This is a genomic window from Sphingobacterium kitahiroshimense, assembly GCF_025961315.1.
GTDB classification, from domain to species: domain Bacteria; phylum Bacteroidota; class Bacteroidia; order Sphingobacteriales; family Sphingobacteriaceae; genus Sphingobacterium; species Sphingobacterium anhuiense.
The window spans coordinates 5,324,614-5,344,617 of sequence record NZ_JAOQNK010000001.1 but is presented as its reverse complement, the minus strand read 5'-3'; the positions used below and the strand labels follow the sequence as shown (position 1 = coordinate 5,344,617).

Here is a 20,004-nt window from a genome sequence, read left to right as displayed (position 1 = left end):
TAGCTGTAGACTATAATCCCGAGCAAATTATAAAAAAACGATCCGTTAAAAATCATGAATCTTTTTCTATATGTTAAATTATCTATTTTATATTATTTTGTCAAGTCCAAATCAAAGATCAATTTTCTTTTCGATTATTATAGCAAAAGATATCCATAAATAATTTATCATTAGGCTGACAAGAAACATAAAAAGGCCGCCAACTTAAATGTAGCTGACGGCCTCTAATGATATAAATGTTAAGACTTCTTATTTTTGTTTTGCTAGAAACGCAACTAGTGAAGCAAATTCTTCAACTGTTAATGAATTTGCCAATCCAGCGGGCATCATCGAGTTACCCATTTCCGTACGTTTTGCAATATTAGCTTTTTTGATTGTCGTAACAGATCCAGCAATATCTCTCAATACAACTTTATCAGCAGTTTCCTGTGTCACAAAACCCATAAAACTCTTTTTGTCTTTAGTGCTGATCAAAACTGTTGCAAATCCTTGAGAAATTGAAGCATTTGGTTTTAAAATTGATTCGGCAATTTGTTCACGATTCATGATTGCACCAATTTGTCCCATAAATGGTCCTTTCATCGTTTCACTTTTACTAAGACTATGACATGCAAAACATCCTTGTTTTGTAAATAGCGCTTTTCCTTTTACCGGATCACCTTTTATTTTAGCTAATGCTAACATAATATCCTCAATGGATGTTTTTCCTACTTGCCCTTTTTGGTTTTTGATTTTTTCTAAATCAACTTTTTTCTCCTTAACTTCTTTTACAGCAACCTCTTTCTTAGCAACATTAAAAGAAGCAATTTCCATACGGAATTTCTCATTCAGATCCGAAAAAAATTGTTTTTTCGTCGCTCCAGCTTTTACGCTCTCTGCCTTCAGGAATTTCTCAATGACCGGTGAAGATTCCCAAACAACTCCTTTATAGTATGGCCCGTGCGAATCAGGACGAGTTCCCCACCACCACGAAGCATCATAAGCATCTTCTTTCTTATATAAGCGAGCTAAGGTTACTAGAATCTTATCTTTAAATTTTTGATCTTTTGATTTTCCATAAGCAGCGATTAAGCCATCAACTGCTCTGGCATCGTGCATATAACGCATAGCCCATAAAGCTAGATCAGGATTTTCTGTTCCCAAAAAACCTACACTTGCATTAACTGCATTTAAGCGAACTAACGCTTTAACCGCTAGATGTGCAGGTATAATGGCGGCATTAGGTTTATCGTGTGGCCCCTCCACTCCTTTAGCGGGAGCAACAAAAGATGCCGGCACCTTTGTCTGCAATAATGCATTAGCAGCTTCTACTCGGCCCAAGCGACCCAAACCAACCATTGAAGCCGTTTGTACACGTACGGAAGCATCTTTCAATCCATCAATGAATGGATCAATTGGCACTTGCTCTAATGATCCCATACGGTCAGCCAAAGCACGTAACGCAAATTCACGGATCTGATCCTCCTTTGTAAGTTCAACCAAAACCGGAATTGCTTTTTCCTTTGCCAACTGTGCATAAGTATATATTGCGGCAACACGAGCACTGAGCCCTAAACTCTTGTCTTTAGCAATACTAATAGCAGCTGCTGTTGCTTCATCTGATGATCTGGAAACAAGTTCTTGTGACGCGTAAAGCCTAGTTGTTGCACTACCCGATTTCAAAAGATTAGTTAACTCGCCAATAGATGCTTTCTTCGTATTAGGAAAAGCTTTGTATGTCCATCCTTTTGGTACTACGCGCGCAACATAACCTTTATCCGGGTTACCTGAGTAACCAGCTCCATCCCAAGCTGCTAGATATAACCTGCCGGAACCATCCACATCTAAATCTGTAATTTGTGGCAATTGGATAAATTCTTCTTCTTTTTGTGTAAAACTTGGTCCATCTGGTGTAACATGATGCATATATAAGAAACTTCTGCCCCAATCCGCCATCATCGGTACCTTATTATATTTTTCAGGCCAAGTATCCTCGTCCATATATAAAGATCCTGTACCCGATCCACCACCTAACATGGCCAAAGCAGGAATAATCTCTTCTGTAAAATTTTGGAATAACAAAGGATAGCCGTACTCTCCAGATTGAATCTGATGCGAAAAACGAATGTCCCAACCGCCACCATCATTGGTATTATCACGGGTAAAGATATTCATATATGGATCAATAGCGACATCATAGATATTACGTAATCCATGTGTATATATTTCCATTTCTTTTCCATCAGGACGCACACGTAAAATTCCTCCCCCCAGCATGGTCAATTTCTTGCCATCTGTACCTGTTGCATTATGAAATCCAAAATCACCAACTGCAATATACATCCAACCATCAATACCCATCCTTATTCCATTAGTAGCATGATCCGTACCACGCTCTTGAATATATTTGGTATTACTTAGACCCACTATAAGTGGTTTAGCTACCCCATCCGCAACCCCATCTTGATTTTTATCTTCAAATACAACTAAATCCATTCCTGTTGCTTTTCCAGTCGATGCATCAAACGTCGTATGCAAAACGAAAACTTGATCACCTAAAACAAAAATACCACGGGGATTATCAACACGTGCAAAATCAGTATGCTTATCCATTTTCCCGTCGTTGTCCGTGTCAACAAATCTGCGGATAAACCCTTTACCCATATCTTTTCCTAAAGATCCGATCATATCAACCCCAACGTAAACTTCACCCGTAGGCGCCACAGCTAAACAAGCTGGACTAGGAGTAAGATCCGCAGCTGTAAAAGAGGTCATAATCAGGTCTGCCGGAGCTCCTGATAAAGTTTTTAAGCTATCCTGAGCATGTAATGTAGCTGTCGTTGAATAATGTACATTTTCATTTTTTACTTTTTGATGTACTGGCTTTTCAATATTATTGGTAAATCCCAATAATATAGGAAAGAGAAATAATAGGTTTAGTTTCCTTTTCATTGTAAGGTATTATAATTGCATAAATATTGAGCAAATTACAACTAATGAATCTAATAACTATAATAATAGCAAAAATATTACGAAAATTGAAAGAAATTTCCATTTTTTAAGATCATAATTATTTCAAAAACTGTAATTAATTCCTATATTCACGGTCTTTTGGCTATTCAATAAAAATATACTACTAATCAAATTTGTCTGCATGCTAAACACACAAACCAATTCGCTCACACACGATCTTAATAAACCACATTACAACGTACTGGATGGACTTCGGGGTGTAGCAGCAATTACTGTGGTATGTTTTCACATTTTTGAAGCATTTGCGACCAGTCATTTGGATCAACGTATCAATCATGGTTACCTAGCTGTTGATTTTTTCTTCATTTTATCTTGATTTGTTATCGGTTATGCTTATGATGATCGCTGGTCAAAAATGTCTACAAAAGATTTTATCAGACGCAGAATCATACGGCTACACCCGATGGTTGTAATGGGAGCTGTTATAGGTGCAATTATGTTTTACTTTCAAGGATGTTCAGTATGGGATGTATCATCCGTAACTGTAATGGCTTTACTTGGAGCAACATTATTAAATGCATTACTTATTCCGGCCATGCCGGGACATGAAGTTAGGGGTCTAGGTGAGATGTTTCCGCTAAACGGACCGAGCTGGTCATTATTCTTTGAATATATTGGAAATATTCTTTATGCCTTAATTATGCGAAAATTTTCAACCAAGATTCTAGCATTATTAGTTTTTATTGCAGGTTGTGGTTTAGCAACATTTGCCATTGCAGGACCGTATGGGGACATTTGTGCCGGTTTCTCGTTAACTGAAATAGAATTTACAGCAGGATTTTTACGCGTTCTATTTTCTTTCTCTGCCGGCTTATTGCTCTCCCGAATTTTCAGACCCGCTAATATTAAGGGAGCCTTTTGGATATGCAGTATCACTATAGTCACCCTATTAGCCCTACCCCGCCTAGGTGGAGCAGAGCACTTATGGATAAATGGGCTATATGACACCATTTGTTGCGTAGTAATATTCCCTATTCTTGTCTATCTAGGCGCTTCAGGCAAAAGCACAGATAAATATACAACTCGATTATGTCGATTCTTAGGAGACATTTCTTACCCATTATATACTGTACATTATCCTTTTATTTATCTTTACTATGCCTGGGTAAAAAATAATAAACTCACTTTCGAGCAATCCTTACCTGGCGCGGCAGCTGTAGTCATAGGAAGTATTATTTTGGCTTATATCTGTTTAAAATTATATGATATTCCTGTTAGAAATTACCTAGCAAAACGATTTGCAAAGTCAAAAAAAGATTAAGTTTAAAACTTATGAATAACAGATAAAAACAATTAAACTAACCTTTGCTTTTCACTGTAGTAAAAATCGACAAAAAAAATAGCGATATTAAATTTAAATTATTAAAACGAAACCTATTTATGAATAAAAAACCAATCAGTGAATACAGCAATGAAGAATTGCTGCAAGCAAAAAAAACAACGGCAGTCATAGCCATTACGTTAACCTCAATGTTGGTATTGCTATTAGCAATGGGGATTTATATTTCCATAACCAAAAAGTTCAGTGCCCTTTTAGCGATACCTTTTTCACTATCAACGATCGCAATCATTCTTTTCAAAAAGCTAAAGGAAATTACAGCGGAACTGAAAAATAGAGAAACAAATGAATTCAAAAACAAAACTGAAATCTAAACTTTAAGAATTGTCATACATTAAGGTTGAAAATTAAAACTTATTAAATCATGAGATAATCCATTATTCCATTCCAACATGCAGTCGTTACAAACCCTACTAAAATACTGATCCCTATGATCAGATTCACCAACCGGGCATTTAACCGAAACTGCTCTGCAATAATGCCCGAGGTAATTAATGTTGGCATAGCGGCTTCAAATATACTGATGCGGGCGATATCCCCTTTAATACCCATAATAATCGCAATACACAGTACCAAACCAGGTGCAATCACCAGTTTATATAACATCGCCATTGAAAGTTGTGAAATTTGCTGTTTCCACCCTTTAAACTTGAGCTGTAGACCTACAGAAAACAAAGCAAGCGGACCAACAGTAGCTGTTAATTTATTGATAAATGGTTCAGCTACCTGCAAATCGATAAATTTGGACAAAAAAAGAGCGCTAACACAACCGATAAAAGGAGGAAAAGTAAATAAGCGTTTAATTAATAAAGAAACTTTAACTCCCCCTGTATCGGAAGGATTTCCTTTAACTGCCGCAATAATTCCAAGAGTAGACAAAAGAACAAACATCACCTGATCACAAATAATAGCAATACTCAGATCATGTTCTCCAAAATAGGCCGTAATTAAGGGAAATCCAATAAAAGAAGTATTACTATAACCGCTAGATAATTCTAAAGTACTGCGGGTACGTTGCCCATACTTTTTATAACGACAGTAGAATTCCATAAATATCCAACTTCCTGCCCAGACAATAATGGGAGAGATTGCAGGAAAAACCATCTGATTACTCCATGTGATATGTGGAATATACTTAAATGATACAGCTGGTAAAGCTAGATACAATATCCAGATATTAATACCTCTATGTGCATCATGAGGCATGAATTTGGCATGCTGAAAGATCATTCCTGCACTAATACAGAAAGCGATCATTACAAAATTATCCATGTGAAAATTTGCTAATTTATGACAGCAAAATTATCACCCTGTTTATCCCTATCGCATGTATAAAAACAACATTAGTATGTATATTTGTTTTAAACAAAAAATAAAGAAGTTATAATAATTATGGTAATCAACGGTATTTAGAACAATTTTTGAGTATTGGAAAAGATGTATCACGAAGTTTAACAAAGAGAAGTATTACATAAATCAGCCTCGCATATGACCAAACTCAAGCAATTTGATGCGTTGAAGTTATTTGACTTTGAGGAATCCAACTTCCACCTAACCGTTCATGGACAGAACTACTATGAGCTGGTATATATTTATAAAGGGTCGGGAATTCATGAGATCAACAACAACAGCTTAGCCTATAACGCAGGAGATCTCTTTGTAATATCACCTGAAGATGAACATAATTTCAAAATTGAAAAAAGGACAAGGGTAATAGCAATCAAATTCACTGACGATTATTTCAGTAATAGCAATCATTGGACGCAACAGAATCAAACACTAAATAAGCCTATTGCGATCATGAATAATAAAATATTGAAAGAAATAAAACTAGAATTCAATCCAGAGATAAGGAAAATATTAAGGAATACAATAGATAATATCTTACTTTATAATAGTGTTGGATCACTTTCCACATCTCCACTTGTTTTCCATCAGATTCTTTCCATATTCGGGATAATCATAGAAACGATGACAAAAATGTTATTATTTGGAATAAATAATTTCCCGGCAAAGGAACTTCTTGTTTCTTATATTCACCAACATATTTATGAACCAAAGCAAATACAAATTAAACAAATTGCAGCCCACTTTAATATTGCACCTACTTACTTCAGCACCTATTTTAAAAGAAACTTCGACATGGGTTATCGCGACTATCTAACAGCATATAAAATAACATTGATCGATAAACGATTAGCGTCAGGACTTTTTACTTTCAGACAGATTGCTGACGAATTTGGATTCAACGACGAAAGTCATTTCTCTCATTTCTATAAAAATAGCAAAGGCGTCAGTCCATCTGCTTATTCCAGATCAAAAAAGTAGGAATTAGATTACGCATTTGCAACTTATTCAGATCCTGTATAATAAAAAAGAGACTTTTAAAAAGTCTCTTTTCAACCTACCCTCTTGAAATATCCTGAATGTTTATCAGTAAGTTAAAGTTTATGCATTTCCTCTAATAACGCGCAACAATACAACAATTATTGCAATGACTAATAAAGCGTGGATGATACCGCCACTGTAGAAACCTCCTAAAAAACTGATCGCCCAGATAATGACTAAAATGACTGCGATTATATATAATAAATTTCCCATAATATATGTTATTTTAATGTTTTTAATATTTAGCAACTTAATAATATAACAATAGTAACCGAGCATAAGTTTGTTTGTCTAAACAAAAAACTGATGATTTTTTTTTAATCATTTAAACAGCGTTCCGAATAAAACTGAAAATCAACATCTTAAACAACTCACTATCTGTCCCACATTCTTTTATTACACTAAAAATTGCGCAATCGATTTCATTAAAATCAGCTGCTAATTATACAAAGAAAACTTCCTACCTTAATACCATTGCGTCAAGAATACGCAATAATAACCCATTATAAACAGATCCTTTTATGAGAAAATTAATGATTCACAGCGTATTTCTCGCTGCATTGAGCACAATAGCGTGTTCAAAGGAAATTGTAAAATCGGGATTAGAAAAGCCTTCAAATCTAATCTCACAGAGTGACAAAGATTTACTTAACCTCACATTGACAGGTAGTAATGCAGCTCCTTCACAACATCTTGTTTACAATTTCACTTCTGATGCAATATTGAAAATGAGCAAAATAAAGATCACAAATACGGCAAAAACGGAATACTTTTCTGTCCTAAATTATAACGGCGGTTATATGGGACTTCAAGATACACCAGACCTGCGCTATGGCACTTCCAATATTATGCTCGCATCACTGTGGGACAAAAATACTGCAACAAATAATTTAGCGTTTTACTCTTATCTCGATAGCAAAACAATTGCCAGCCGATTTGGTGGTGAAGGCGATGGGCAAAAGACATTAAATCCTTATAATTGGACGCTCAACACTTGGTATAATATGGTCATTCGTTCCTGGAAGGAAAATGGAAAAATATATATTGCCAATTTCGTTCAAGATTTATCTACAGGAAAATGGTTGCATACCTCTACAATTGGCCGTGAAGCAAGCGCAGGATATCTGGGGTCAGGTACTGGAACATTTTTAGAAAATTGGGTCGGAGATAATCCAAATTATGATGGTAGATTTCACCGTAAAGCATTTCTTAAAGACAATTGGAATTTAAGTATCAATAACGTTTGGGAAAAATCAAGTAGCCGATATTTCTCTGCCAATGACAATGATTCAGTACGTAATGGTCAATTTGATCGCGCCTTTAATGTCGGATACAACAGTACAGAAGACGCATATTTCATGGAACACGGCGGTTCCACCACGCCAGATCCAGCCTTTGGTACAGGGCGGGTACTAAATTTACCAGAACAGGCAGGTCAAGGTAATGCACCGGAATTAACGACCATAGAAAACAGCTATAGTACTGCACGTTACCACAACAACAAGCTGATTGTATCCTGGGGAATAAATGAAAACAAATCACCGCAGCTTAGTTATAAACTTGAGCTTTTAAATGCTTCAGGGTCTGTAATACAAACGCAGGAGAAAATTAAACCCGAAAAAAGAGTGGACACGTTATCAAGCAGTTTAACATCAGGAAATTATACAGTCCGCATAACATTAACAGATATTTTTAATCAACAAGCAGCCTCAAAATTAATTCCGCTCACCATTTTCAGTGCGAATGATACCTACAAAATAAAAAATGTAAGCAGCGGTAAATACCTCACTGTTCGCGATAATAGTACCGCTAATGCAGCTCAGATCGTACAGTATAGCAATAGCATAAGTGATTCACAAAAATGGAAAATCGTTGCCGGAAGCGCTGGGTATGCTTTAGTAAACGTTGCTAGTTCCAAATCTATCGATATTCCAGGAAGTATAGATGACATCAACACAGGATTAATTCAATATACCAATTCGACAAACCAAAATCAACAATGGACCATCAATTTTCTGGAAAGCAATAATACAGTTTACATTAAAACCATTCTCAGCAAAGGATACATCATCGACAATCCCGGAAGTAGCACGAGTGATAATACACAACTTGTATTATACAGTATCAATAATAATATTGGTACTAATAATCAAAAATAGGTTCTAGAAAAGCAATAAATTAAAATCTCCAGTAGTAGATCCAATTCTGGTACTACTGGAGATACCTTGAGAAAATCAAATCGCAGATTGATTATTTTTTTTCAAAAACTTTTACTTTTTTGCGCGATACACTGTTCCCGAATTTTGGTTTCAGAACAATTAGTAAAGTATAGATCAAATAAACAATTGCTAATAACTTTAATTCTTCATGAAAGTACGATCGAGATCTATTTATTAATATTTTTACCTAACGTAGTTTCAAAAATCGTCATCACAGCAGCATGATCAGAAGCCCAAACGTCATCAATTTCCGGACTTGTCCTAATGATTTTTGATGAGATCGCCTGAATAGCCCCCTTATAGTAAATAAAATCTATTCTGGCATCAGGCATTTGACCATATATAGGTGCAAAAGTTCCGCCCTGATTACCTAATTCGTCAGGATTAATTTCACGAAAAGAATCCTTAAAACCGTTTTCTATCATAAACTTCGATGTCGGAAATGGTACAGCACCATAACCAAAATGCAGATCTTTAGTTTTCTCTGTCCAGTCCAGGTGACTATAAGAATTGAAATCTCCGCCTATTATAATAGGTTGATCTACAGATTCAACATAAGGATCAACATCCTTTTCTAATAAATTTCTCACATCCACCAAAGAAAGTATAGCGTCTTCTGCAACCCAGGTTTTAGGTTCCATACCAAAGTTTTGATAACCACTTGTATATTCAGGTCGATACGCATATCTAAGCCAGCAGCCATTCACTATAATATCACGTCCATTAGGTAGTTTGATCGTTGCAGGATTAGATTTAAACGGTTCACTTGATTGGATCTTCTTGATAGGATATCTACTGAACAATGCCAGATTGTCCTTTGAAGATTTGGTTTGTAAATAAAATCCCAAAGTTTTTGCGATCGTATCCTGTGCACCATACCCTTCCTGCATGGTAATAATATCCGCATTAGAAGTTTGGATCAAATCAATAATGCGTTCTCGGCCTTTATCTTTACCCAAATGCACTCCACCATGCCAGATATTCCATTGTAGCACTTTAACAAAATTATTCTTGTCTTTAGGAGTAACAAACTGTTTCACCTTTGATTCCTCGATCTCAGGTTTATATTTTTTTCCAGACAAAACGAAATGAGTAATGAGCGCACCCAGTTGATGCCCGACTTCCGCTTTATCTTGAACAGCAGCACTGACGAGAAAATAATTAACACCTGGTTTTAAGTAAAATTTATCCTTTACATCCTTATTCCTAAAAATCATCTTCCCTTCGAGATGCTGTGTACCATCAAAAATAGGCTGTTTAATATTCGATTTAGGATACTGTCCCGTATAAAACAATTTTATTTCATTGAAATCCTTCAAGGAAGAGTTTTGCGTGAGATCAAGATTAATTTCGTCCAAGCTAAGCGCTTTTTGATCCCCCTGTACCACGATCCTCAATTTTAATAGCTGGCCATCTACAGTACCTTGCTCTAAATCCCATTCATTCTGTACGACGACCGCATTAAACAATTGCTGTTTCTTATTAAAATTTTGAAAAGAAACATTGGTATTTTCTACCGTATATGCCATAGGAAGCTCACCATAATAGTCACTGCGCCCATTTCTCAAGTGATAAGATAGATGTCCCTTTCCTACCCAGTTTACCGATACCACATCTTTAAAATCATCAAATGTATAATAGCCTACAAGGGTCGAAAACTGGGGGTGCGATCTTTCAACAGATTTATTTTTCCACTTTTTGATTACGTTGATAGAAACAGCTTTTGACCATATTCTAACCTCATCAATCAATCCGCCAAAACTTTGTTTTTTCTCGTTAAGACCGATTGCGCCCGGCAATATGGCAACAACTGTATCTTTACGAGCCACTTCTTTACCATCTAAGTATAAAAAGGTAGACATCCCATTACAGGAAACCGCTACATGATGCCAATTATCATCCAATTTCTCTGGAGCAATAATCCCTGCGCCATTACTATGCAAATAACCATTTTTAACCACTAACGGCATATTATCACAACTATTTAGATCGCTATACTCACCTCCACCAAAAATAGCTTCATATTCTTTCCATATACGATCATCACCTTTTATCCATGCTTCTATCGTCCATTCATTCCGTAAAACACCCATCCCCGTTCTTACATCATTATCATGGCCATCTAGACGCAATGCCAAGTTCTGATTAGATTTTCGAGGATAACTTTCAGTTTTTTGCACAGCAAATGAGTACATGCAAACAAAAAGAATAAATGATAACAATTGATATCTTAGGTACATAATTATTGGTTTGAAATATGACAAAACGAGCAGATCTTAATTATCGACGCACATAAAAACGATAACAATAAGCCCCTCCTTCCATTGTATTTCAAATATATAATAATATACATTAAAGGCAATTTTTACACCAGATTCTCCAGAAACGGATGATAATTATCCGAAAGTCCCTAGACAATCTAGTCAAACGTTTGATTATAAAAAAACAACTCATTGAGCTGTTCTAAAATTGAGTTTTGGTACTCAAAATGTTACAAGTAATCCTAAAAGATCAAAGCATTTTAAGCTTCAAAATAGTATTAGAAACTTAAAATTACAATTTCTAAAACTACTAATTGCTGGCATTAGCAAAAAGACCATCCTATTTACTGATATGTTCTACGAGCAATTTTTCACATACCATACTACTTAAAACCTCGGTTCCATCACCCGAGTAACTAACAGACATGCTCTTATCAAATAATTCAACAGATTTTATCGTAATCACAGCCCCAAGAATCAATTGACGGCTATTTAAAAATTTAAGCAATTCTTCCGAAGAAGGTCTAACAGCCATAAATTTTACGACATCACCACTTTTACAATCGCTCAATTTAATAAACTCTTTTAATTTTAATTTACCATTTACATCTGGTATGGGAGAACCATGAGGATCCACTTCAGGAAAACCTAAAATTTCATCCATTTTCTCAAAAAATGCCGGAGATTTTATATGTTCAATTTGTTCCGCAATATTATGTACCTCTTCCCAGCCAAAACCCATTTTCTCCACAAGATACATTTCCGTAAGACGATGCTTCCGAATAATCAATGATGCCTCTTTCTTACCCTTTTCCGTAAGTTTCAAAGGTTTATAACTCTCATAAATAACAAAATCCTTTTCACTGAGGCGTTTCATCATACCATTAACGGTAGGCATTTTTATATCCAGCAGTTTACTTAATTCATTTACGCTGGCTTCACCTTTTGTACTCGTCAAAGCAAATAATGCTTTCAGATAATTTTCTTCAGTCTGTGATATCATTATAACAAAATTACTAATTATTAGCACAATCTAACAATATTGTTATAAATAATTTGTTAGTTCATGCAAACTTTATAGATTTGCATGACTAACAAATAATATTTACACAATGAACATTAACATTTTTTTAATAACAGGAGTACTCATTTTGATGAGTTTGACTCTTTCTGCCCAAACTGCACGTCTAAAAGGTAAAATAACAGATAGCGAAGGAGAACCTATTGAATGGGCCACAGTAAGCATTCCCCTATTAGGTCTTGCCACAAAAGCAGACAGCACAGGAAATTATGAATTGCAAAATATCCCTGTAGGTTCGCATCAGATCAAAGTAAGTTTCATTGGTTTTGCGACAAAGCTTTTAACGTTAACAATAGCAGATACAAAACTTCAAGTAAGAGATGTAGCATTGACCTCGATCAGCAATCGCTTAAATAGTGTCGTTGTAACCGGTACCCGCACGGCGCGTAAAAGGTCTGAAAGTCCTGTAGCAGTCAATATCCTAGATAGTAGAACATTCAATATTACACAATCCAACACCTTAGCCGACGGATTATGTTTTCAGCCCGGTTTACGGATGGAAACAGACTGTCAGACCTGCAATTACTCTCAATTGCGGATGAATGGATTAGGAGGTTCTTATTCACAGGTTTTAATTAATAGTCGGCCCGTATTTAGTTCATTGATGAGTTTATATGGATTAGAACAGATACCTGCCAACATGATTGATCGTGTTGAAATTGTCAGGGGGGGCGGATCAGTCTTATATGGTTCATCAGCTATAGCCGGAACAGTCAATATTCTGACCAAGCAAGCCCAAAAAAGCTCCTTTACACTTTCAAATAACAGTTCATTAATGGGCAACAAAACCTGGGATCATTTTTTAAATGCCAATCTAACAGCAGTCAATGAAGAGCAAAATGCGGGAGTTTCTTTCTTTGCATCTCACCGCAACCGTAATTCTTACGATGCAAATGGCGATGGTTTTTCCGAAATGCCTATGTTACAAAACAACTCCTTTGGTTTCAATTCATTTTTTAAGTTATCTCCTCAGGATAAACTAGAAATAAATGGTTGGAGTATCAACGAAGAAAGAAAAGGTGGAAATAAATTGGATCTGCAAGCCGACAAAGCCGACCAGTCCGAATATCGGTTACATAATATCTTAGTAGGAGGTTTCAATTATGAACATCAGGCAAAAGATAAAGAAAGCTCATTTAGCGTTTATGGCGCTGCTCAAAATACAAAAAGAACACATTATACAGGCATAGATCAAATCGATGCCTGGGGCCATACAAAAAATTACTCCATTCAAAGCGGAGTCCAATACAACTACATCAGCTCTGATTTTCTGAATGGAAAAAACACCTTCACCAGCGGAATTGAAAATCAATATGAATATACTTTCGATGAAATTAAGGCATATGATTATCTCATTGATCAGCATGTAAATCTATTAGGTGCTTTTTTACAAAGTGACTGGGAAGTAACCCGAAAATTAACCGTGCTATCAGGACTACGGTTAAATAAATCCAATCGTATAGATAAACTTGTACTGACCCCTAGGTTAAGTGCATTATATAAACTTGGTACTGAAACCCAGCTTCGCACATCCTATGCGAGAGGGTTTAAAGCACCGCAAGCATTAGAAACCGACATGCATATGGCTTTTGCCGGAGGTGGAGTTTCCGTCATTAGAACAGATGACAACTTGATCGCAGAAACGTCCAATAGCTTTAACGTTTCATTAGATTTCAATAGAGCAAGCGAACATTTTATCTACGGTTTCACGGTAGATGGCTTTTTCACACGACTGTATAATACTTTTGTTTTAGAAGAAATCGGTACCGATCAAAATAACAATCAGCAACTCTTACGAAAAAATGGATCCAGCTCATCCGTAAGAGGAATCACAGCTGAAGGAAGATTCAATTATGATCAGAAAATACAGCTTGAGACGGGTTTAACATTCCAAAAATCAACCTATGATGAAGCTGTATCTTGGTCTTCTACTATTTCAGGAACAAGAAAATATCTGCGTTCGCCCGATCTTTACGGTTATTATACACTCAGTTTTTGGCCCCAGAATCGCTTCAATGCCGTTTTATCAGGAGTTTTGACTGGTCCGATGAAAGTACCTCATTTTGCAGGTGCCCCAGGCATTGATCAGGATGTCCTTAACACCTCACCCACATTTTTAGAAAATAACATCAAATTATCCTATCGATTTACCTTAAAACAAATTAAGCAGGATCTTCAATTCAATATCGGTATTCAGAATATGTTCAATCAATATCAGAAAGATTTTGATATCGGTAAAAATAGAGACAGTAATTATATTTATGGTCCTAGTCGACCAAGAACTTTTTTTATCGGATTGAAATTTGGACTGATGTAAACCTGTCCTTATTAAAAACAACTTCGTACCGCTCCTTTGTTATGAGCGGTACGAAGTTGTTAGGAAAAAAAATATGTCTAAGCTGAAGTTAGCCCCCGTCAAGAATTAATGATGCTCATCCTCTTGCACCGCCAGTCCAATAAAAAGAGAGGAAAGCATTGTAAAGATATAAGCTTGTAAAAATGCCGCCAATAACTTGATAATAAACAAAAAGGACGTCAGTAAAAGTGAAACAACAATACTTCCCCCCAATGTCAATTGATTATTCAATAAGTAAATAATTGCAATAAGCCCCATAATAACAGTGTGACCAGCTACATTATTGGCGAACAGTCGGATCATTAAGGAGAAAGCTTTGGTAAAAATTCCGATAACCTCAATCGGCATCAATGCGATACGAAAAGGAATTGGAACACCTGGCATCCAGAAAATATGCTTCCAATAACTCCTAGATGCCTTCATATTGGTAATGATTAAAGTAAATAAAGCCAAACATAATGTCACCGTAATATTTCCAGTAACATTAAAACCTAAAGGAGTTAACCCAATCAGATTTAAAATCCATATTAAAAAGAAAACAGAAAGAAGATAAGGCAAAAACTCCTGATATCTAGAGCCGATATTAGGCTTAGCCATTTCATCGCGCACATAGATAATAAGAGGCTCTAACACTCGTCCAAATCCCTGTGGCAACTTATTTTTCCGGTATGATCTTGCCAATGCTATAAACATAAAAAACATTAAACCAGCAGTCAAAATCAAACCAACAACATTTTTTGTCATAGACAAATCGATCGGTTTTACAAATTTATTAGCTTCAACTAGCTTATCGCCATTCCCATCAGTTCGATAAATTTTATTATGATCTATACGATAAAACTTATCCCCGATCTTGACAGGACCATCCGTATGGATAAACCTAGATGATGAAAATATGTTAATACCCTCATCTATTAATATCACTGGCAAAGGAAATCCATAAGTGAGGTTATTCTCTTCGTCTTTAAACAACGAAAAATAATAGTCATCCTCCAGATGGTGCTGTATGAAGCGATCTATATTTTCCTTTTGAGAACTCTTTGCATCCGAAGCATTCCCCTTTGATACAGACACAAACAGTGTGAAAAGAAACAAACAGAACCATCTCAGATTTTTGATATCATGCATTATTCAATTATTAAAAATTTTAGATTTATGGTGTGCATCACGAGATGCACACCATAATGAAGAAATATGTTATCGATTTAAAAGATAGGCAAAGATCAAAGGAGCAACTATTGTTGCATCGGACTCAATAACATAACTAGGAGTATCCACGTCCAGTTTACCCCAGGTTATTTTTTCATTCGGGATACATCCGGAATACGAACCAAACGAAGTAGTTGAATCTGTGATCTGACAATAATATCGCCACTTTTTAATATTTTCCATTTCAAGATCCTGCTCCAGCATTGGCGCTACACACATCGCAAAGTCGCCCGCAATTCCACCTCCAATTTGAAAGAAACCGATACCTTGATCAATAGCATGCTTCGCATAGTAGTCAGCTAACCAGACCATATATTCAATACCGCTCTTAACCGTTGATGATTTTAATTCATTTTTTATAACATAGGAAGCAAAGATATTTCCCATAGTCGAATCCTCCCATCCTGGGACCACAATCGGTAGATTCTTTTCCGCTGCGGCAAGCATCCAGGAGTTTTTAGGATCAATTTCATATACATCCTTAAGAACACCACTTAATAAAAGTTTATACATATACTCATGCGGAAAAAATCTTTCACCAGCTTGCTCAGCATCTTTCCAGATTTTCTCAATATGAACCTGTATTTTCCGGAATGCCTCCTCTTCCGGTATACAAGTATCCGTCACGCGGTTATATTTACTTTTAAGAAGATCTAACTCATCTTGAGGAGTTAAGTCCCTATAATTTGGAATTCTTTTATAATGCGAGTGTGCAACCAAATTCATAATATCTTCCTCGAGGTTAGCACCCGTACAGCTTATGATCGCGATTTTATCCTGTCGAATCATTTCTGCCAATGAAATTCCCAGCTCAGCAGTACTCATTGCTCCGGCTAATGAAACCAACATTTTACCCCCCTGCTCCAAATGAGCTTCATAACCTTTCGCTGCGTCAACCAGACTCGCCGCATTAAAATGTAAAAAATTAGCTTCAAGAAACTGCCTAACCGATCCTATCGTTTTTTCCATATCTGAATTTTGTTTATTTAGCAAATCATATTTAATATGGGTGTAAAATTGATAAATCAAAAACAGATAAAAATTTACATATGTTAAATAATACCTACATACAAATAAGTTCTTTCTTAATGAATCCAGCAGTACCAGACCTCCGAACTAAAATAACAAAAAGGTTTTCAGCCAATTGGATGAAAACCCTTTTATAATTACTCCTTGCAGCAAATAAAACGTTCATTATTAAATGCGTTATAATAATATTGCCCTAACTTTTTTTTCTGATCCTACTTAGCGTAACTTGCGTTATCCCCAGGTAAGAGGCCAAATATTTCAATTGTATCCGACGCAATAAACTCGGATTTTTACTCACCAACAACTCATACCTTTCTTTTGCAGATTGTATCTCCCGGGATATCAATTTATTTTCAACTTTTATCAATTCCTTTTCAGCAAGTTTTCGACCCCAATTAGAAATGTAAATATCTTCGTTAAATAAATGTTTTACTGCTTTTATCTCAAGTTCATAAAGTTGACAAGGTTCCATTAATTCTATAAATTCATAACTCCTTTCATTTTCAGCATAGCTTTTCATGGAAAGAATAGTTTCACCTTCCTCACCGAACCAAAAAGTACGTTGTAAACCTTCATGCTCAGCATAAGCTCGAACAATTCCCTTTTTGATAAAATATATCGACTTTTCGATTTTATTAGCTTTAATAATAATATGCCCCTTTGGAAAATGAACTTCTCGAATTAATAGCAGCAACTTCGAAATCGATTCTTCAGGCAATGGATAAATTTCCACTAATATCTTCTTAAGATCCATACTTACTCATTTATAATCAATTCAATTTTATACATCTATTGTAATCAACCTATCATGCGGAGTACAAAATTGACCAAAAGCATTGATTATAAATTTTACATATGTTAAAAAATGATCCTATCATATGCTATGAAGAATCAGGAAATTCAATGCGTCAGCTTATCCCTTATTAATATCACGACATAAATCCACTAGATCAGCATCAGTTACAATAGATTTAGTATCCGCTAACCGCAAAAAACAGTCATAATACAACTCAAATTCCTTTTCTACAAATTGTATATCTAGCGTTTGCATCCTATTTTTCAATGCAGCTCTACCGCTTCGGGCTGTCAGTATAAGATCCGGTAACTCGAAACCGATCATCGCAGGATCGATTATTTCATAATTGCTTCTGTCCTTCAGTACACCATCTTGATGAATTCCCGAAGAATGCGCAAATGCATTTCTCCCAACAATAGCCTTATTCGCCTGAACATCATTCGACATAGCCCTCTCGACCATTTTACTCAACTTACTAATATAGATCGGATTCACAGTCGTATACACTGGCAGATCTTTGATCATAAGCGTCATAATGATTTCCTCCAAAGCGGCATTTCCAGCTCTTTCACCAACACCATTTACAGTGCCTTCCGCTTGGCTAGCGCCAGCCAGCAGACCTGCGATCGTATTTGCAGTTGCCATTCCCAGATCATTATGGCAATGGACAGAGATTTTAGCTTTATGAATATTCGGAACAGTGTCAATCACAAATTTTATCTTTTCATAATATTCAAATGGTGTGCAAAATCCATTTGTATCTGGTAAATTAACAACCTTTGCTCCCGCATCAATTACATTTTCAACCATTTTTGCTAAGAATAAATTATCAGCTCTACCAGCATCCTCAGCAAAAAATTGCACCTCTTCAATTTTTTTTGACGCATACCTCACCATTTTAAATGCTACGGCTAAAATTTCATCTCTGGTACTATTAAATTTATTTTTAATATGAATATCCGAAGTCCCGATACCAAGTTGCACACGAGGGCACACTGCATTTTTGAGGGCATCAACCGCAATGTCAATATCCAGTTCACGAGCTCTTGCCAATGCGCACACTTTAGCATTTTTAATTAATTTTGAAACTTCCTGTACGGCTTTAAAATCGGCAGGAGAACTCACAGGGAAACCGGCTTCTATAATATCAACACCGAGAAATTCAAGCTGTTCGGCTATTTCCAGTTTTGATTGAAGAGTCAGCAAGCACCCAGGTCCCTGCTCGCCATCGCGAAGAGTTGTATCGAAAATATCTATTTTTTTCTTATTCATCCTATTTCTTTTTCCCAAAAATAAAGACAGATTTTATTTTGTTATATTTGAAAATAGAGCAATACTTATCTAATTATGCCAAAAGCTTATATATCAACACTAGATTGTACAAAAGTTATTGAAGATGGAAATATTGAGATCCGGTATTTTGGTCAATTTAATACCGAGATACATGATCATGAAAAAGCACAGCTGATCTCCCCCGAAATGAGCGCCGTATATCTCTACTCGGAAAAGGGAAGTTTTTGTATCCCTGCCCGCCACTACGCTTATGTTGACGCACATATCAAACATAAATTAATATCAAGATCGCCCAATTTAAAACTCAAGACGATCTTTCTTGATTTGAATAAGGAACACTACCCTATTGCACATTGGGGAAATATCGCTATTTTCTCTCCATCAAACTTACTTGATAATCTTCTAGCCTTTGGCGTTCAACATTGGTCCGATAAAGAAATGAAAGAAGTTGGGTTAGCGTCTTTAAAAAAAATGTTATCATATATATTAGTCAGCCCCCTAAAACTTCATGCACAACCACCAAAATCCGAGTCACTCCTAAAAGTTGTTGAATATATTACGCAATCAATCAGTGAACAGATTACAATAACATCCTTATCCAAACACGTAAATATTCCCGAGCGGACATTGTCAAGACAATTTAAAAAAGAAACAGATATAACCATTTTTCAGTTTATAAAATTAAGCCGTATGCAGCTCGCATTAGAATTATTAGAAGATCAATCACTGCATATTAGTGAAATTGTTTACAGAATCGGTTACGACAGTATTCCGACTTTTTCAAACCTATTCAAAGAATTAATAGGAATCAGCCCTCAGAAATATCGGCAAACCTTCCTCTAACTCTAAAAACTTATCCTAGAAAGACAGAATACCCCTAACCGATTCTTATCAAAGAGGAAGTTTAACGAACAATGCATATGTCGATTAGGGGTCGCAGTATGATACCCATTAATCCTTTATAAACAACAAGCATATGCAATTAGGAATAGCGTCAAATTTTTAAAAAATTGATGACCTA

At 35.9% G+C, this 20,004-nt stretch carries 16 protein-coding genes; 7 read left to right on the top strand and 9 right to left on the bottom strand.

Annotated elements, in window-relative coordinates; translation table 11 throughout:
• Positions 1-249 precede the first annotated feature (249 nt).
• Complete coding sequence (locus tag M2265_RS22965) at positions 250-2,931, bottom strand: c-type cytochrome (RefSeq protein WP_132770374.1); 2,682 nt, start codon at positions 2,929-2,931, stop codon at positions 250-252.
• A gap of 202 nt (positions 2,932-3,133) precedes the next feature.
• On the opposite strand from M2265_RS22965, the gene M2265_RS22960 reads away from it, so the two are divergent.
• The 3 genes from M2265_RS22960 to M2265_RS22950 all read left to right on the top strand — a co-directional run bounded on the left by M2265_RS22960 (position 3,134) and on the right by M2265_RS22950 (position 4,665).
• Positions 3,134-3,328: an acyltransferase family protein gene (locus tag M2265_RS22960; RefSeq protein ID WP_243655421.1), complete on the top strand. Its 195-nt coding sequence runs from the start codon at positions 3,134-3,136 to the stop codon at positions 3,326-3,328.
• Between the two features lie 6 nt (positions 3,329-3,334).
• Positions 3,335-4,273 carry an acyltransferase family protein gene (locus M2265_RS22955; protein WP_262708423.1) on the top strand — a complete coding sequence of 313 codons (939 nt, stop codon included), beginning with the start codon at positions 3,335-3,337 and terminating at the stop codon, positions 4,271-4,273.
• Between the two features lie 119 nt (positions 4,274-4,392).
• Entirely contained in the window at positions 4,393-4,665 is a 273-nt protein-coding gene (locus M2265_RS22950) for a redox-active disulfide protein 2 (protein ID WP_132770376.1), read from the top strand.
• Between the two features lie 43 nt (positions 4,666-4,708).
• Here M2265_RS22950 and M2265_RS22945 read toward each other — a convergent pair whose 3' ends face one another.
• The gene (locus M2265_RS22945) at positions 4,709-5,623 is read right to left on the bottom strand and encodes an AEC family transporter (protein ID WP_132770378.1); all 915 of its coding nucleotides are present in this window, start codon (positions 5,621-5,623) and stop codon (positions 4,709-4,711) included.
• A gap of 216 nt (positions 5,624-5,839) precedes the next feature.
• Between M2265_RS22945 and M2265_RS22940 the strand changes: the two genes are divergently transcribed.
• Positions 5,840-6,679 carry an AraC family transcriptional regulator gene (locus tag M2265_RS22940; protein WP_132770380.1) on the top strand — a complete coding sequence of 280 codons (840 nt, stop codon included), beginning with the start codon at positions 5,840-5,842 and terminating at the stop codon, positions 6,677-6,679.
• Positions 6,680-6,799: 120 nt separating this feature from the next.
• On the opposite strand, the gene M2265_RS22935 is transcribed toward M2265_RS22940, so the two are convergent.
• The gene (locus M2265_RS22935; protein WP_108158845.1) at positions 6,800-6,952 is read right to left on the bottom strand and encodes a lmo0937 family membrane protein; all 153 of its coding nucleotides are present in this window, start codon (positions 6,950-6,952) and stop codon (positions 6,800-6,802) included.
• Positions 6,953-7,260: 308 nt separating this feature from the next.
• Here M2265_RS22935 and M2265_RS22930 point away from each other — a divergent pair, with 308 nt between their 5' ends.
• The gene (locus M2265_RS22930; protein WP_165905895.1) at positions 7,261-8,898 is read left to right on the top strand and encodes a DUF3472 domain-containing protein; all 1,638 of its coding nucleotides are present in this window, start codon (positions 7,261-7,263) and stop codon (positions 8,896-8,898) included.
• A 227-nt stretch (positions 8,899-9,125) separates the two neighbouring features.
• Here the strand turns inward: M2265_RS22930 and M2265_RS22925 are convergent, their stop codons facing one another.
• Entirely contained in the window at positions 9,126-11,138 is a 2,013-nt protein-coding gene (locus M2265_RS22925) for an endonuclease/exonuclease/phosphatase family protein (RefSeq protein WP_243655423.1), read from the bottom strand.
• A gap of 421 nt (positions 11,139-11,559) precedes the next feature.
• Positions 11,560-12,222, bottom strand: a complete 663-nt coding sequence (locus M2265_RS22920; protein WP_132770384.1) for a metal-dependent transcriptional regulator — start codon at positions 12,220-12,222, stop codon at positions 11,560-11,562.
• 109 nt (positions 12,223-12,331) lie between these two features.
• On the opposite strand from M2265_RS22920, the gene M2265_RS22915 reads away from it, so the two are divergent.
• A complete protein-coding gene (locus M2265_RS22915) occupies positions 12,332-14,617 on the top strand; it encodes a TonB-dependent receptor (RefSeq protein ID WP_132770386.1) in 2,286 nt (761 codons plus the stop codon).
• A gap of 105 nt (positions 14,618-14,722) precedes the next feature.
• Here the strand turns inward: M2265_RS22915 and atpB are convergent, their stop codons facing one another.
• The 4 genes from atpB to M2265_RS22895 form a co-directional block, all read right to left on the bottom strand.
• Positions 14,723-15,784, bottom strand: a complete 1,062-nt coding sequence (atpB, locus tag M2265_RS22910) for a F0F1 ATP synthase subunit A (RefSeq protein WP_132770388.1) — start codon at positions 15,782-15,784, stop codon at positions 14,723-14,725.
• Between the two features lie 69 nt (positions 15,785-15,853).
• On the bottom strand, positions 15,854-16,834 hold the full coding sequence (locus M2265_RS22905) for a deoxyhypusine synthase family protein (RefSeq protein WP_132770389.1): 981 nt from the start codon (positions 16,832-16,834) through the stop codon (positions 15,854-15,856).
• A 253-nt stretch (positions 16,835-17,087) separates the two neighbouring features.
• Positions 17,088-17,648: a Crp/Fnr family transcriptional regulator gene (locus M2265_RS22900; protein WP_132770391.1), complete on the bottom strand. Its 561-nt coding sequence runs from the start codon at positions 17,646-17,648 to the stop codon at positions 17,088-17,090.
• Positions 17,649-17,807: 159 nt separating this feature from the next.
• On the bottom strand, positions 17,808-18,962 hold the full coding sequence (locus M2265_RS22895) for a 2-isopropylmalate synthase (RefSeq protein ID WP_132770393.1): 1,155 nt from the start codon (positions 18,960-18,962) through the stop codon (positions 17,808-17,810).
• A gap of 75 nt (positions 18,963-19,037) precedes the next feature.
• Between M2265_RS22895 and M2265_RS22890 the strand changes: the two genes are divergently transcribed.
• Entirely contained in the window at positions 19,038-19,826 is a 789-nt protein-coding gene (locus tag M2265_RS22890; protein ID WP_132770394.1) for a helix-turn-helix domain-containing protein, read from the top strand.
• The last annotated feature ends 178 nt before the right edge of the window (positions 19,827-20,004 follow it).